The following is a 16,007-nucleotide window of genomic DNA, read 5'->3' as shown; positions in this document are numbered from 1 at the left end:
CCGACCCACCTAAGGTGAGGTGTCCACGCGGGAAGGGAAGAAGCAGTGAATCAGACGGCAACCGAGGATCGCGCCACGAAGAAGGAATGGCTCGGCCTCGCGGTACTGGTGGTGCCGATCCTCGTGGTCTCCATGGACATGTCGGTGCTGTATCTCGCACTGCCCTTCATGACGGCCGATCTCGAACCCACCAGCAACCAGACCCTGTGGATCCTCGACATCTACGGATTTCTGCTGGCTGGTCTGCTGATCACCATGGGCTCGCTCGGCGACCGCATCGGACGGCGGACCCTGCTGATGGTCGGCGCGGTGGTCTTCGGCGCGGCATCGCTCGCCGCGACGTTCTCCACCTCCCCCGAGATGCTGCTCGTCGCACGTGCTCTGCTGGGAGTCGGCGGAGCCACCATTGCTCCAAGCACACTGTCGTTGATCCGCAACATGTTTCACGACCCGGCACAGCGCAAGGAAGCGATCGGCCTGTGGACCGCCGGTTTCGCAGGCGGCGCAGCCGTGGGCCCGGTCGTCGGGGGCGTTCTACTGGAACACTTCTGGTGGGGCTCGGTCTTCCTGATCAACATCCCCATCATGGTCGTGCTCTTCGTTGCGGCCCCGCTACTGGTCCCCGAGTTCAAGGACAGCGACCCCGGAAAGTTCGACCCGATCAGCGTGATCCTCGCGATCTCGTCCATGCTCTCGATCGTGTTCGCCATCAAGCACGGGGCCCAGGACGGTATCGACGCCACGACGATCACCACCGCGATCCTCGGTCTGGCACTCGGCTTCGTGTTCGTCATCCGGCAACGCAAGGCATCGAACCCGCTCATCGACGTGACGCTCTTCGCCGAACGTGCTTTCAGCGCTGCAGTCGTCGTGCAATTTCTGGTCATCTTCTCCATGACCGGCTTCAGCCTGTTCGCTTCCCAGTACCTGCAGCTGGTTCTCGGACTCGGACCACTCCGCGCCGGACTGTGGTTGCTGATTCCCGCTGCCGCAGCGGCGGCCGGTGCCGTCACCGCACCGACGATGAGCAAGGTGATCCCCACCGGCACCATCATTTCGGCGGGCCTGCTGTCCATCGTATTCGGTTGCGTCGCACTGATATTCGTGCAATCCGACTCCGGCCTGCCGCTGCTGCTGACCGGAATGGCCCTGGTCACGTTCGGGATCGGAGCAGCATCGACTCTGAACTCCGACATCGTGCTGACCGCTGCGGCCCCCGAAAAGGCCGGGGCTGCATCGGCATTGTCGGAAACCGGGGCCGAGCTCGGCGGTGCCGTCGGCATCGCGATTCTCGGCACCATCGGCAGCACCGTCTATCGACACCGCATGGAGGACGCCATCCCGGCGGGCACGCCGGCCGAGATCGCCGATCCGGCCCGCGAAACCATCGGCGGCGCAATAGCCGTGGCCGACTATCTGCCGGAGCCGTTCGCATCGCAGTTGACCGACGTCGCGCACTCGTCCTTCATCGACGGCTTCAACCTCGCCGCCGGTACGAGCGCCGTGCTGATGTTCGTCAGTGCCGTCGTCGTGTTCCTGTTGCTCCGTCGGGTTCCTGCTAGTACGTCGTAGTCAGACCGCGTCGGCGAGGTAACGCGCCAACCACCGCGTCGCCGACACTCCGTCTCCGACGTCGTAGGTCTGATATTCCTGGTGGATGCCCGAGCGGTAGAAGGCCTCGATCTCCCGCTGACGCTGGGCGTTGGCCTGGTCCGACAGCTGCCCCTGCAGTACGGGTAATCCACCGGACGCAGCGAGGTCGGCGATCAACGATTGTGCTTCCTGGGTGTACTGATCTGCGACATCGGGCGCGGGGTTGGACGACACGGCGAGGAAGCCCGCGAGCCGCGCCACGTAGTCGTCCTTGGGTGTCGAGCAATACAGATCGCCGACGGCGCAGAACGTGCGCACCACCGGACTGACGTAGCCGAATCCACCGACCCTGGGTCCACCGACGCCGGTACCCACCACAGGGGGACCGACCAGGGCGTCGGTGTCCGATCGCTTCGGGTCGGAGACGAGCCCGACCGCCACCACCTTGTCGGCCGGAACCACCCCGAGACCGGTTCCGATGGACGCGGCGAGATCACCGGCCGCGTCCGCTCCCTGGCTGTAGCCGATGATGCCCAGTTTCGTTGCGCCGCAGCGATCCGCCATCGCCTTCAGCATCCCGCCGGCGTGGGTGACGGCAGCAGCACGCGACTGCCCGTACACCTCGCCCTCCCACGGGAACGCGGTGGCGGGATACGAAACGTACTCGGTGCGGATGTCCCCGCCGAGACGATCGGTGACGTCGGTCAGCATCCCCGGCTTCGGCGCAGCACCGGAGCTGGTCTCCCACGTTCCCGGAATCGCGACGACGTACATCGAGGGACAACCGCCGGGATCGGCGACGGCGGGCGATGCCCCGACGAATAGACCGGACGCAACAGCTGCAGCGACGCCGACACCGGCGCAGAATCTCTTGACACTCATGGGGAGGGGGCCTCACTGGGTGATCGAACGCTTCTTGTGTTCGATCACCACAATGACAGCGGCCTGTGACCATCCGATGCCCACATGGTTAACGGACGTAACCGTGCGTCACACGGTTCGCCGCCACCCGTCGGGATCGGTCCCGCCCGTCGGGATCGGTCGCGCCCGTCGGGATCGGTCGCGCCCGTCGGGATCGGTCGCGCCCGTCGGGATCAATGCGGCTTTCAGTCGCTCAGAGTGCAACAAAGGGACATTGATCCCGACGGGACGGGCGAAAAACTACCTACCGCTGCGGCGCCTGGGTGGGCACGATCGGCGACGGCAGTGCCGTTGCTCCCTGCAGGAAGGTGTCGACGGCGGCCGCGCAGGAGCGGCCCTCGGCGATGGCCCACACGATGAGCGACTGACCGCGGCCCATGTCTCCGGCGACGAAGACGCCGGGCACGTTGGTGACCCACTCGTTGGTGCGCTCGACGTTTCCGCGCTGGTTGAAGTCGACGCCCAGGTCGGTCAGCAGACCGCCCTTGTCGGGTCCGACGAAGCCCATGGCCAGCAGCACCAGATCGGCTTCGAGGGTGAACTCGCTGCCTTCGATCTTCTCGAACTTGCCGGCCTTGAACTCGACCTCGCAGGCTTCGAGTGCGGTGACCTTGCCGTTCTCACCGACGAAACGCTCGGTGTTGACGGAGAAGACGCGCTCGCCGCCTTCCTCGTGTGCGGACGCGACGCGGTACATCAGCGGGTACGTCGGCCACGGGGTGGAGGTGGCACGCTCCTCGGGCGGACGCGCCATGATCTCGAACTGGTGGACGCTTGCCGCGCCCTGACGGTGCGAGGTGCCCAGGCAGTCGGCCCCGGTGTCGCCGCCGCCGATGATGACGACCTTCTTGCCCTCGGCACTGACGGGCGGCTGCTCGAAGTCGCCCTGCTGGACGCGGTTGGCGTGCGGCAGGAACTCCATGGCCTGGTAAATGCCGTCGAGTTCGCGGCCCTCGATGGGCAGGTCGCGCCAGGCGGTGGCACCGCCGGAGAGGACGACGGCGTCGAACTGCTCACGCAGTTCGTCGGCCGAGATATCCACGCCCACATCGACACCCGTGCGGAAGACGGTGCCCTCGGCCTCCATCTGCGCGAGCCGACGATCGATGTGGCGCTTCTCCATCTTGAACTCGGGAATGCCGTAGCGCAGCAATCCGCCGATGCGATCGGCACGCTCGAACACCGTGACGGTGTGGCCGGCGCGGGTGAGCTGCTGCGCTGCAGCAAGTCCGGCGGGTCCGGAGCCGACGACGGCAACGGTCTTGCCGGTCAGGTGCGTCGGGTAGACCGGCGTGACCCAGCCTTCCTCGAAGGCCTTGTCGATGATCTCGACCTCGACCTGCTTGATGGTCACCGGATCCTGGTTGATACCCAGGACACACGCCGCCTCGCACGGGGCGGGGCACAACCGTCCGGTGAATTCCGGAAAGTTGTTGGTGGCGTGCAGGCGATCGATGCTGTCGCGCCAGCGATCCTTGAACACCAGGTCGTTCCACTCGGGAATCAGGTTCCCGAGGGGACAACCGTTGTGGCAGAACGGAATGCCACAGTCCATGCATCGGCTGGCCTGGGTGCGCAGAGTGTCCTTCGAGAAGTCCTCGTAGACCTCTTTCCAGTCCATCAGGCGCAGATCGACGGGCCGCCGCTTGGGTACTTCGCGAACCGTGTTCTTCAAAAATCCCTGTGGGTCACCCACGAGCTGCCTCCATGATCGCTTCGTCCACGTCCGCGCCGTTCTTCTCGGCTTCGGAGATGGCCAGCAGTACCTTCTTGTAGTCGCGAGGCATGACCTTCACGAAATGGTTCACCTGCTGTGACCAATCCGCGAGGATCCGCTCGGCCACCTCGGAGCCGGTCTGCTCCTGGTGACGAGTGACGATGTCCTTCAACCAGGTGAATTCGTCGCCCTCTAGCTCGTCGATGTCGACCAGCTCGGTGTTGAGGTTGGCCTCGAACGTCTTGTTCGGATCGAAGATGAACGCGACGCCGCCGGACATGCCGGCACCGAAGTTTCGTCCCGTCGTGCCGAGGATGACGACCTTGCCGCCGGTCATGTACTCGCAGCCGTGATCGCCGACGCCTTCGACGACAGCAACGGCACCGGAGTTACGAACCGCGAACCGCTCGCCGACGACGCCGCGGATCAGGGCTTCACCGCTGGTGGCGCCGAACAGGAACACGTTGCCGCCGATGATGTTGTCCTCGGCCACGAATCCCTTCGGAGCGTTCAGCGACGGCCGCAGCACGAGATGTCCACCGGATAGGCCCTTGCCGACGAAGTCGTTGGCGTCTCCGTTGAGGCGCAACGTCATACCGGAGGGCACGAACGCACCGAAACTGTTGCCGGCCGAGCCGGTGAACGTGATCTCGATGGTGTCGTCCGGGAGGCCGACCCCGCCGTACGCCTTGGTCACCTCGTGTCCGAGCATCGTGCCGACGGTGCGGTTGACGTTGGTGATCTTGGACTCGAACGCGACCTTCTCGCCCTTGTCCAACGCATTGCGGCTGGCCGAGATGAGCTGCTGATCGAGGGCCTTGTCGAGACCGTGATCCTGAACGCCTGTGTTGTACAGGTTCTGGTTCATGAACGCCGATTCGACCTCTTCGAGGATCGGCGACAGATCGAGCTTCGACGCCTTCCAGTGCTCCTTGGCCGCGGTCGTGTCGAGCAGACCGACCTGGCCGACGGCTTCGTCGAGCGTGCGGAAGCCGAGCTCGGCCATGAGCTCACGTACCTCTTCGGCGATGAACATGAAGAAGTTCTCGACGAACTCGGGCTTGCCCGCAAAACGCTTGCGCAGCAACGGGTTCTGTGTCGCAACACCGACGGGGCAGGTATCGAGGTGGCAGACGCGCATCATGATGCAGCCCGACACGACGAGCGGAGCGGTGGCGAAACCGAACTCCTCGCCGCCGAGCAGAGCAGCGACCATGACGTCGCGGCCGGTCTTGAGCTGGCCGTCCACCTGCACGACGATGCGATCGCGAAGACCGTTGAGCAGCAACGTCTGCTGGGTCTCGGCCAAGCCGAGCTCCCACGGTCCACCTGCGTGCTTGACCGACGTCAACGGCGTCGCGCCGGTGCCGCCGTCGTGGCCCGAGATGAGCACCACGTCGGCGTGTGCCTTGGACACACCCGCCGCAACGGTGCCGACTCCGACCTCGGAGACCAGCTTGACGTGAATACGAGCCGACGGGTTCGCGTTCTTCAGATCGTGGATCAGCTGCGCCAGATCCTCGATCGAGTAGATGTCGTGGTGCGGCGGCGGCGAGATCAGACCGACACCCGGCGTCGAGTGCCGAACCTCGGCGACCCACGGGTACACCTTGTGAGCCGGAAGCTGGCCGCCCTCACCGGGCTTGGCTCCCTGCGCCATCTTGATCTGGATGTCGGTGCAGTTCGTCAAGTAGTGCGAGGTGACGCCGAAACGTCCCGACGCGACCTGCTTGATGGCACTGCGTCGCCAATCGCCGTTCTCGTCCGGCTCGAAGCGCGAAACGTCCTCGCCGCCCTCACCGGAGTTCGAGCGCCCGCCGAGACGGTTCATGGCAATGGCGAGGGTCTCGTGCGCCTCGGCCGAGATGGAGCCGTAGCTCATCGCACCCGTGGAGAAACGCTTGACGATCTCGCTGGCCGGCTCGACCTCGTCGATCGAAATCGCCTGTCGCTCTTCGGTCTTGAAGCGGAACAGACCGCGCAGCGACGCGAGCCGCTCGGACTGGTCGTCGACCATCTTCGTGTATTCCTTGAAGATGTCGTACTGACCGGTGCGGGTGGAGTGCTGCAGCTTGAAGACGGTGTCAGGGTTGAAGAGGTGGTACTCCCCTTCCCGACGCCACTGGTACTCGCCGCCCGTCTCGAGCTCACGGTGTGCGCGTTCCTGACGGTTGTCGAGGTACGCGACGCCATGTCGCGCTGCGACGTCGTCGGCGACCTGATCGAGATCGATACCGCCGAGATGGCTGTTGAGCCCGGTGAAGTACTCGTCGACCAGTTCCTGCGACAGGCCGATGACCTGGAACAGCTGGGCTCCGGTGTACGACGCGAGAGTCGAGATGCCCATCTTGGACATCACCTTCAGCACGCCCTTGCCTGCGGCCTTGATGTAGTTGCCGACGGCCTTGTCGAAGTCGATGCCGGTGAGGGCACCGCGCTCGATCATGTCCTCGATCGACTCGAAGGCCATGTACGGATTGACCGCTGCCGCACCGAATCCGATGAGCAGAGCCATGTGGTGGACCTCGCGGGCGTCACCGGCTTCGATGATCAGACCGACCTTGGTGCGGGTCTTCTCACGAACGAGATGGTGGTGCACTGCCGAGGTGAGGAGCAGGGACGGAATCGGAGCGAGCTTCTCACTGGACTCTCGGTCGGAGAGCACGATGATCCGCGCCCCGCCCGAAATGGCAGCGGAAACCTGAGCGCGGATGGCCTCCAACGCCTTTCGGAGACCTTCACCACCCTCGGCAACCGGGTACAGGCCACGCACGACCACCGAGCGCAGCTCTTCCTGCGTGCCCTCGTCGTTGATGTGGACGAGCTTGGCGAGGTCGTCGTTGTGCAGGATCGGCTGGGGTAGCACGATCTGCTTGCAGCCGTCGGCACCCGGGTTGAGCAGATCACCCTCGGGACCGATGGTGCCGCCGAGGCTGGTGACGATCTCTTCACGGATCGCGTCGAGCGGCGGGTTGGTGACCTGGGCGAACAGCTGCGAGAAGTAGTCGAACAACATCCGCGGACGTGCCGACAGCACGGCGATCGGGGTATCGGTACCCATCGAACCGATGGCCTCGGCACCGGACTTCGCCATCGGCGAGACCAGCACGTTCAGTTCCTCGGTGGTGTATCCGAAGATCTGCTGGCGGATCAGCACGCGATCGTGCGGCATGTGCACGTGCGGCCGCTCGGGCAGATCGTCGATCGACGTCAGGCCCTCGTCGAGCCACTGCTGGTACGGGTGCTCGGCGGCGAGTTCGTCCTTGATCTCGTCGTCGGAGACGATGCGGCCCTGTGCGGTGTCCACCAGGAACATCCGGCCCGGCTGCAGACGCACCTTGCGGACGACCTTGGACGGGTCGATGTCCAGCACGCCGACCTCGGAAGCCATGACGACCAAGCCGTCGTCGGTGACCCACAGGCGGCTGGGGCGCAGACCGTTGCGGTCCAGAACGGCACCGATGACGGTGCCGTCGGTGAAGCACACCGAGGCCGGTCCGTCCCAGGGCTCCATCAGCGAGGAGTGGTACTTGTAGAACGCCCGACGCGCGGGGTCCATGGATTCGTGCCGCTCCCAGGCCTCGGGAATCATCATCAGCACGGCATGCGGCAGGCTGCGGCCGCCGAGGTGCAGCAGTTCGAGCACCTCGTCGAAACGTGCTGTGTCACTGGCTCCGTGGGTGACGACGGGGAAGATCTTCTCGAGCGCTTCCGAGCCACCGAACACGTCGGAGGTGATGAGGGCCTCGCGGGCGCGCATCCAGTTCTCGTTGCCGGTCGCGGTGTTGATCTCACCGTTGTGTGCGACCCGTCGGAACGGGTGGGCCAACGGCCACGACGGGAACGTGTTGGTCGAGAAACGCGAATGCACAAGTCCCAGTGCACTTTCGACGCGCTCGTCCTGCAGGTCGACGTAGAAGCCCTTGAGCTGGGGCGTGGTCAGCATGCCCTTGTAGACGAACGTCTGCGAGGACAGCGACGGGAAGTACACGGTCTCGCGACCGGGGCCGTCCTTGCCTGCGCCCTCTTCACCCAACTCGTGTTCGACGCGCTTGCGAATGACGAAGGCACGACGCTCGAGTTCGAGGTCGGTGATCGCCGCGTCGGGAGCGGAGAAGAACAACTGACGGAACGTCGGCATCGCGTCGCGAGCCAACGCGCCCAAGGAGGAGTCGTCGGTGGGGACCTCACGCCATCCGAGGACGGTCATGCCTTCGCTCTCGACGATGCGCTCGACACCCTCGCACGCGCGTGCTGCGTCGCTGCGGCCCTGCGGCAGGAATGCGACACCTGTTGCGTAGGCACCGGGTGCGGGGAGCTCGAAATCTACGACGGCGCGGAAGAACGCGTCCGGTACCTGGATCAGAATGCCCGCACCGTCGCCGGTGTTCGGTTCGGAGCCCGCGGCACCGCGGTGCTCGAGGTTGACCAGTGCGGTGATCGCCTTCTCGACGATGTCGCGACTGCGGCGACCGTGCATGTCCACCACGAATGCGACACCACAGGAGTCGTGTTCGTTGACGGGATCGTAGAGGCCTTGCGGGCCCGGAGTGTGCTTCATACCTAGCCTTCGGATAAGTCCAGCCTTGAAACTCGTCGGCGACGGTGTGGTGTAACCGGCTGCTCGAACGGCCTGCGGTGCGTCCTCGCCGTTGAAGCAGCACCTGTCGATCTTCCACGCTTTCCTCTGCACGGGCGGGTGGGCTCGTGGTAGAAAAGTGAAGGTCTCGACGGATCAGGCCGTGGTGAGGCCGATCCAATTACGAACGATAAGTCAGTACCAGGGTGCTCTCGCAAATAAGGTAAGCCTACTTCGGGCTCTCACCTGCGATTTTCCACCGAATCGACGGGGTCCGGAATCCGGCTCTGCATCGACACGTCGACATCGTTGTCGAACTACACGAATGTAAGGCATCACCCGCGCTCACACGCCGGGGTTCGAAGAAACTACTGGCCGCAGCGATCGAGATCAGCTGCGGCCAGTGTGGTGGGCGGAGGGGGACTTGAACCCCCACGTCCCGAAGGACACTGGCACCTGAAGCCAGCGCGTCTGCCATTCCGCCACCCGCCCGGGTGACGGCGAGAACACTAACACGCACCCCGCCGTGCTCGAAAATCGCCGTCTCGAGCTGCCCCGAGCAACCGGCGGCACAGCGTTGCTGTCGGCCGCACCGTATATCATGCTTGCAGCGCGACTTCGTGATGACACGCGGCCGTCGCACCGTTGTAGGCAACAGGCACCACAGGGTGGAAGAACACAGTGAGAGGAGGGGTCACGATGGGCATCGTTCAGCGTTTCGAACGCAAGCTGCAGAGCGCTGTCGGCGACGTCTTCGCCCGCGTGTTCGGCGGCGGCGTCGTACCGGCCGAAGTCGAGGCGGCGCTGCAACAGGAGGCGTCCGATCTCGTTCGCCCCTTGGACGGCGGTCATTACCTGGCACCCAACAACTACGTGATCACGATCAACAGCTCGGATCACGAGGAACTTGCCGGTGATCGCGAGCTGACGGTCAAGGCTTTCTCGCGTCACCTGGACGATTACATCCGTGATCAGGGGTGGCAGACCTACGGTGACGTGGTGGTTCGCTTCGAACCGTCGCCCACCCTTCACACCGGACAGTTCCGGGCCAGTGGCTCGGTCGATCCCGATGTGGGACGATCGGCGATTGCTGCGCAGAACAGCTCTGTTCAGCAGAACGCGTCGGCACAGCCAGCCCGTCCCGTCCCTTCAGCCACGCAGCGACCGACTGCCCCACCGATGTCGATACCAGGAGCCGGCCACATGACGCAGAACCCAGGCTACGACCCGCAGCGCGACCCCGCGGACGGACATCGTCCGGATCCGCGCGCGCGCAACGGATACGCCGGTGGCCAGGATCCCCGCTACGCGGCGCGTGAGCAGAACGGATACGACGCGCAGGGTTACGCGCCCGCCGATCGAGCTCAGCGCTACGACCAGCAGCCGTACAACGCCCAGGGCTACGAGAACCAGGGCTACGACGAGCAGCCGTACGCCCAGCACGGCCAGGCCTACAGCGCCGCCGGCGGCCCGGAGCAGGGATACGACCAGGCCTACGGAGCACCCAACGGTCAGGAGCAGGGTTACGACGCCCAGGGCTACGACCGAGCGGGCTACAACGCGCAGGGTTACGACGCTCAGGGCTACAACGCCCAGGGTTACGACGCGCAGGGCTACAACGGTGCCGGTTACGACTACAACGGTGGCGAGCAGGGCGGTGCTTACAGCGAGGCTCCCTATCAGGAGCAGGCGTACGGCGAGCCCGCCGGCCGCTATGCCGAGCCGCAGGGTGCCGGTTACCCACAGCAGGGCTACCAGCAGCCCGCCTACGACTACCCGCCTGCCCAAGCGCCCTACGGCCGCGGCTACCCCCAGGGTGCCGGTGATCGCGGGGACGGCTACGGCTACGACCAGCCGGCGTCCTACGCAGGTCAGCCCCAGGCGCTCGCCGCGACCCTTCAGCTCGAGGACGGCAGCGGCCGCTACTTCCAGCTCCGGGACGGACAGAACATCATCGGGCGCGGCCAGGACGCCCAGTTCCGCCTCCCCGACACCGGAGTGTCACGCCGACACATCGAGATTCGCTGGGACGGCCGAGTGGCCATGCTGTCCGATCTGGGATCCACCAACGGAACCACCGTCAACGGTGCACCCGTCCAGGATTGGCAACTGGCCGACGGCGACGTGATCCGCGCCGGTCACTCCGAGATTCTGGTCCGGATCGTCTGATCACCGGAGTGGCCCGGCCGACCGAGATGTTCGTCTCCTCGACTCGCAGGTTCGCCCACCCGTATGTCGTCCACACGAGCGACTGCACCCTATGATGCTGCGAGACAACCATGTCTGTCGCGCCGCCGCGTCGGATTGTGGGGGATGCAGGTCCGATCGCGAAGGAGGAGGTGAATCGTCGTGCAGGGATTGATTTTGCAACTGACCAGGGCAGGTTTTCTGCTTCTGTTGTGGTTCTTCGTCTGGGCCGTTCTTCGGACGCTGCGCAGTGACATCTATGCCGCAGCCGGTATGCGTGTGCCCGCCCGCTACTCCGGTGGCTCGAAGGTGCTCCCGTCGTTCAACAAGCAGAAGGTGGCGAAGTACCTCGTGGTGACCCAGGGCGGCCTCGCCGGCACGCGCATCTCGCTCGGCACTCAGCCGGTTCTGATCGGACGCGCAGACGATTCGACTCTCGTTCTGACAGACGACTATTCGTCCACCAGGCACGCTCGCCTCTCGCCTCGCGGCGGAGATTGGTACGTCGAAGACCTGGGCTCGACCAACGGCACCTACCTCGATCGAGCCAAGGTCACCACCGCTGTACGCGTTCCACTGGGAACTCCGGTTCGCGTCGGCAAGACCGTGATCGAGTTGCGCCCGTGACCCTTGTTCTCCGCTACGCCGCCCGCAGCGATCGCGGTCTCGTTCGCTCCAACAACGAGGACTCCGTCTACGCAGGTGCGCGACTGTTGGCTCTGGCCGACGGCATGGGCGGTCACGCCGCAGGCGAAGTGGCCTCGCAGTTGATGATCGCCGCGCTGGCGCACCTCGACGACGACGAACCGGGCGAGGATCTGCTCGGCAAACTCGAAGCCGCCACCCGCGAGGGCAACGCCTCCATCGCCGACCAGGTGGAAGACGAGCCCGAACTCGACGGCATGGGAACCACGCTGACCGCAATCCTGTTCGCGGGCAAGCGAATGGGTCTGGTGCACATCGGTGACTCGCGTGCCTACATGCTGCGCGACGGCTCGCTCACTCAGATCACCCGCGACGATACGTTCGTCCAGTCACTGGTCGACGAAGGCCGCATCACCGCCGAACAGGCGCACACGCACCCGCAACGCTCACTGATCATGAGGGCGCTGACCGGTAACGAGATCGAGCCGACGCTCACCGTCCGCGAGGTCCGTGCCGGCGACCGCTACCTGTTGTGCTCCGACGGTTTGTCGGACGTCGTGAGCGACGAAACCATCGAGAACACCCTCGCCGAGGGCGAGACCGGGCCGTGCGCCGACCGCCTCATCGAACTAGCCCTGCGCAGCGGTGGCCCGGACAACGTCACCGTCGTCGTCGCCGACGTCATCGACCTCGACTACGGCCAGAGCCACCCGATTCTCGGCGGCGCAGCCAGCACCGAGGACGAAGAAGACGCTCCGCCGCCGAACACTGCAGCGGGCCGCGCCGCCGCCATGCGTCCCCCGCGCACGACGCCCAAGCGCGTGACCGCCCCTGTGGTGACACCGGAGAAGAAGTCGCACAAACTGCGGTGGTCGCTGATCGCGCTGACCCTGATCGTGTTGGCCGGAATCGGTGTCGTGGTTGCCAATTCGGTGATCAAGGGCAATTACTACGTCGGTGCCGACAACAGCAAGGTCACCGTGCTGCGCGGTCTCCCCGGTTCCGTTCTCGGGTACTCGTTGCAGAGCGTGGAATTGATCGGCTGCCTCGACGACAACGGTGGCGTCACATTGACTGCACCCGACGCCGCGCCGGCCGATTGCGTCCCGTTCGAGATCGACGACCTGTTGCCGGCCGCGCGCGAGCAGGTGACCGCAGGACTCCCGTCGGGCTCTCTCGACGACGCCCGCGGTCAGGTGCAACGGTTGGCCTCGGGAGACCTACTGGAGGTCTGCGAGACCGAGCCGGCAGTGACCACCACAGCCGCACCCGCCCCGACGACGCCGATCATCGCGCCCCCCGGAGTGCCGTTGCCTCCGCCCGCGCCGGAGCCCGTTCCGGAAGCTGCCCCGACCACTACCGCCGTGCCGACACCGACCGTCGCGCAGATCCCAGGCCAGAACTGCAGGACCGGTACTCGATGAGTTCCAATCCGTCCGCAGGAGGCTCCTTTCCGAGTCCTCCCGGTGGGTTCGCTCCCGCACCGATCCAGTCGAATCGTCGCAATGTCGAATTGCTGCTGCTCGGTGCCGCGGTCCTGATCACCACCATCTCGTTGATCCTCGTCGAAGCCAGCCAGGAACAGACGATCACCTGGGACCTGGCCAAGTACGCGCTGGCCTACCTCGCACTGGTGACGGTGGCGCACTTGGCCGTACGACGGTTCGCCCCCTATGCGGATCCGCTGCTGCTGCCGATCGTCGCGCTGCTCAACGGTCTCGGCCTGGTGCTGATCCATCGACTGGACCTGGCCGATCAGCAACAGGCGCAGTACCTCGGCAACCCCATTCCCTCGCCCGACGCCAACCAGCAGGTGCTGTGGACGACGCTGGCCATCGCCGGCTTCGTGGCACTGCTGGTGCTGCTGCGCGACTACCGCACCCTGGCTCGCTACGGGTACACCCTTGGCCTGGCCGGCTTGATCCTTCTCGCCATTCCCGCGCTGCTGCCGTCGGCGTTCTCCGAGGTCAACGGATCCAAGATCTGGATTCGGTTGCCCGGCTTCAGTTTGCAGCCCGGTGAATTCGCCAAGATTCTGCTGCTGATCTTCTTCGCGTCACTGCTGGTGTCCAAGCGCGAACTGTTCACCACGGCAGGCAAACACTGGCTCGGCATGGACTTCCCGCGCGCTCGCGATCTCGGGCCCATCATCGTCGTGTGGATCGTCTCGGTCGCGGTGCTCGTGTTCGAGAAGGACCTGGGCACGTCGCTGCTGATCTTCAGCACCGTTCTGGTGATGATCTACATCGCCACCGAACGTGTCGGCTGGATCATCATCGGCAGCGGTCTGCTGATGGTCGGATTCTTCTTCGCCTACCAGGCGTTCAGCCACGTGCGCGTGCGGACACTGACCTGGCTGGACCCGTTCGCGGACTACAACGACACCGGCTACCAGATTTCCCAGTCGCTGTTCGGTCTGGCCACCGGTGGGCTCGCCGGCACCGGCCTCGGCAGCGGTCGCCCGTCGCAGGTTCCGTTCCCCAAGACCGACTTCATCATCGCCACCGTCGGCGAGGAACTCGGCCTCATCGGTTTGGCCGCAGTGCTGATCCTGTATCTGCTGTTCGTCATTCGCGGAATGCGTACTGCGCTCGCCGTCCGAGACAGCTTCGGCAAGTTGCTCGCCGCCGGGCTCTCGTTCACCGTCGCCGTCCAGCTGTTCGTAGTCGTCGGCGGCGTAACCAAACTCATCCCGCTGACCGGTCTTACCACCCCGTACATGTCGTACGGAGGATCCTCGTTGCTGGCGAACTACCTGTTGGTGGCCTTGCTGATCAAGATTTCCGACGCAGCGCGTGAGCCTGCGACCCCCAAGAAGAAGCCCGCTGTGGCCGCCCCGATCGCCGAGGCGCCGACCGAAATGGTGAAGCGCGCATGAACACTCCCCTACGCCGCGTCTCCATCGCCATCATGGTGATGGTGGTCGCCCTGCTCGCCAACGCGACCTACGTTCAGGTCATCAAGGCCGACGACCTGCGCACCGACCCACGAAACTCCCGCGTTCTACTCGACGAGTACTCACGTCAGCGCGGTCAGATCTCGGCCGGTGGCCAGGTTCTCGCATCGTCGGTTGCCACCGACGATCGCTACAAATACCTGCGCACGTACCCGCAGAATTCGATCTCCCCCGCGAGCCCGCAGGCCAACGCTCCGATCACCGGCTTCTATTCGATGCTGTACTCGAGCACCGGTCTCGAACGCGCCGAGGACCCGGTACTCAACGGATCCGACGACCGGTTGTTCGGCGGACGCCTGTTCGACCTCATCTCCGGCCGTGATCCCCGCGGCGGCAACGTCGTCACCACCATCGACCCGGTCGTCCAACAGGTGGCGTACGACCAGCTGACCGCCAAGGGATACACCGGCTCCGTCGTGGCCCTCGACCCCGCCACCGGCAACATTCTCGCCATGGCCAGCACACCGAGCTACGACCCCAACCTGCTGGCCAGCCACGACGGCAGCACCACGTCGACCGCCTGGGAGAACCTGAGCGACGATCCGGGCAAGCCGCTGGTGAACCGCGCGATCTCGCAGACCTACCCACCGGGATCGACGTTCAAGGTCATCACGACCGCCGCAGCGCTCCAGGCGGGTGCCACTCCGGACGATCAACTCACGGCCGCGTCGAACATCACCCTTCCGGGAACGTCGACGACGCTCGAGAACTACAACGGTTCGACGTGCGGAGGCGGTCAGACCGCCTCGCTACGTGAGGCATTCGCACGGTCGTGCAACACCGCCTTCGTCGAACTGGGCATCGACACCGGTGCCGACAAGATGCGCGAGACCGCCGCCAAGTTCGGTATCGGAGAGGACACCAGCATCCCGCTCACCGTCGCCGACAGCACCATCGGATCCATCGACGACGACGCGGCTCTCGGCCAGTCCAGCATCGGTCAGCGCGACGTGGCGCTCACCCCGCTGCAGGACGCCGTCATCGCCGCGACCGTCGCCAACGGCGGTGTACGGATGGCTCCGAACCTGGTGCAGCAGTTGCAATCTCCCGACCTGTCGGACCTGTCCAGCTACCAACCCCAATCGATGGGTGAGGCGATCAGCTCCGACACGGCCGCGACCCTGACCGATCTGATGATCGGTTCCGAGAACAACACCAGCGGGGAAGGCAAGATCCCCGGGGTGCAGATCGCGTCGAAAACCGGTACCGCAGAACATGGTTCGGATCCTCGCAACACCCCGCCCCATGCGTGGTACATCGGTTTCGCACCGGCGAAGGACCCCAAGGTCGCCATCGCCGTCATCGTCGAGGACGGCGGAGATCGAGCCCTCGCCGCCACCGGCGGTTCGGTCGCAGCACCCATCGGCCGCGCCGTCATCGCCGCCGCATTGCAGGGGAGGTGAGCATCG

General features: G+C 65.1%; 9 protein-coding genes and 1 tRNA gene. 6 read left to right on the top strand and 4 right to left on the bottom strand.

Annotation, left to right across the window (positions count from 1 at the left end):
• Positions 1-45 precede the first annotated feature (45 nt).
• Positions 46-1,572: an MFS transporter gene (locus ASH04_RS07075; protein ID WP_057473157.1), complete on the top strand. Its 1,527-nt coding sequence runs from the start codon at positions 46-48 to the stop codon at positions 1,570-1,572.
• Here the strand turns inward: ASH04_RS07075 and ASH04_RS07070 are convergent, their stop codons facing one another.
• From ASH04_RS07070 to ASH04_RS07055, 4 genes are all read right to left on the bottom strand, one after another.
• Entirely contained in the window at positions 1,573-2,475 is a 903-nt protein-coding gene (locus ASH04_RS07070) for a cutinase family protein (RefSeq protein WP_057473156.1), read from the bottom strand.
• A 283-nt stretch (positions 2,476-2,758) separates the two neighbouring features.
• Positions 2,759-4,210, bottom strand: coding sequence for a glutamate synthase subunit beta (locus ASH04_RS07065; RefSeq protein ID WP_032367609.1), 1,452 nt, complete (start codon positions 4,208-4,210; stop codon positions 2,759-2,761).
• Positions 4,203-8,792 carry a glutamate synthase large subunit gene (gltB, locus tag ASH04_RS07060; protein WP_032381890.1) on the bottom strand — a complete coding sequence of 1,530 codons (4,590 nt, stop codon included), beginning with the start codon at positions 8,790-8,792 and terminating at the stop codon, positions 4,203-4,205. Before gltB ends, ASH04_RS07065 begins: the two co-directional genes overlap by 8 nt.
• Before the next feature lie 424 nt (positions 8,793-9,216).
• Positions 9,217-9,302, bottom strand: a tRNA-Leu gene (locus ASH04_RS07055).
• Between the two features lie 207 nt (positions 9,303-9,509).
• Between ASH04_RS07055 and ASH04_RS07050 the strand changes: the two genes are divergently transcribed.
• From ASH04_RS07050 to ASH04_RS07030, 5 genes are all read left to right on the top strand, one after another.
• On the top strand, positions 9,510-10,979 hold the full coding sequence (locus ASH04_RS07050; protein ID WP_057473155.1) for a DUF3662 and FHA domain-containing protein: 1,470 nt from the start codon (positions 9,510-9,512) through the stop codon (positions 10,977-10,979).
• A gap of 180 nt (positions 10,980-11,159) precedes the next feature.
• Complete coding sequence (locus ASH04_RS07045; protein WP_027494977.1) at positions 11,160-11,624, top strand: FHA domain-containing protein FhaB/FipA; 465 nt, start codon at positions 11,160-11,162, stop codon at positions 11,622-11,624.
• Positions 11,621-13,066 carry a PP2C family protein-serine/threonine phosphatase gene (locus ASH04_RS07040; protein WP_032385262.1) on the top strand — a complete coding sequence of 482 codons (1,446 nt, stop codon included), beginning with the start codon at positions 11,621-11,623 and terminating at the stop codon, positions 13,064-13,066. Before ASH04_RS07045 ends, ASH04_RS07040 begins: the two co-directional genes overlap by 4 nt.
• The gene (locus ASH04_RS07035) at positions 13,063-14,520 is read left to right on the top strand and encodes an FtsW/RodA/SpoVE family cell cycle protein (RefSeq protein ID WP_027494979.1); all 1,458 of its coding nucleotides are present in this window, start codon (positions 13,063-13,065) and stop codon (positions 14,518-14,520) included. The genes ASH04_RS07040 and ASH04_RS07035 overlap by 4 nt, the downstream gene beginning before the upstream one ends.
• Positions 14,517-16,001, top strand: a complete 1,485-nt coding sequence (locus ASH04_RS07030) for a peptidoglycan D,D-transpeptidase FtsI family protein (RefSeq protein ID WP_032367613.1) — start codon at positions 14,517-14,519, stop codon at positions 15,999-16,001. The genes ASH04_RS07035 and ASH04_RS07030 overlap by 4 nt, the downstream gene beginning before the upstream one ends.
• The last annotated feature ends 6 nt before the right edge of the window (positions 16,002-16,007 follow it).

The sequence above is a fragment of the Rhodococcus sp. Leaf233 genome (genome assembly GCF_001426165.1).
GTDB classification, from domain to species: Bacteria; Actinomycetota; Actinomycetes; order Mycobacteriales; family Mycobacteriaceae; genus Rhodococcoides; species Rhodococcoides fascians.
The sequence above is the reverse complement of the archived record's forward strand: the minus strand, read 5'-3'. Positions and strand labels throughout refer to the sequence as shown.

What these genes read in the sequence shown, in the direction of transcription:
- ASH04_RS07070 (WP_057473156.1), bottom strand. Translation starts at nt 2,475, where the DNA reads ATGAGTGTCAAGAGATTCTGCGCCGGTGTCGGCGTCGCTGCAGCTGTT.
- gltB (WP_032381890.1), bottom strand. Translation starts at nt 8,792, where the DNA reads ATGAAGCACACTCCGGGCCCGCAAGGCCTCTACGATCCCGTCAACGAA.
- ASH04_RS07050 (WP_057473155.1), top strand. Translation starts at nt 9,510, where the DNA reads ATGGGCATCGTTCAGCGTTTCGAACGCAAGCTGCAGAGCGCTGTCGGC.
- ASH04_RS07035 (WP_027494979.1), top strand. Translation starts at nt 13,063, where the DNA reads ATGAGTTCCAATCCGTCCGCAGGAGGCTCCTTTCCGAGTCCTCCCGGT.
- ASH04_RS07030 (WP_032367613.1), top strand. Translation starts at nt 14,517, where the DNA reads ATGAACACTCCCCTACGCCGCGTCTCCATCGCCATCATGGTGATGGTG.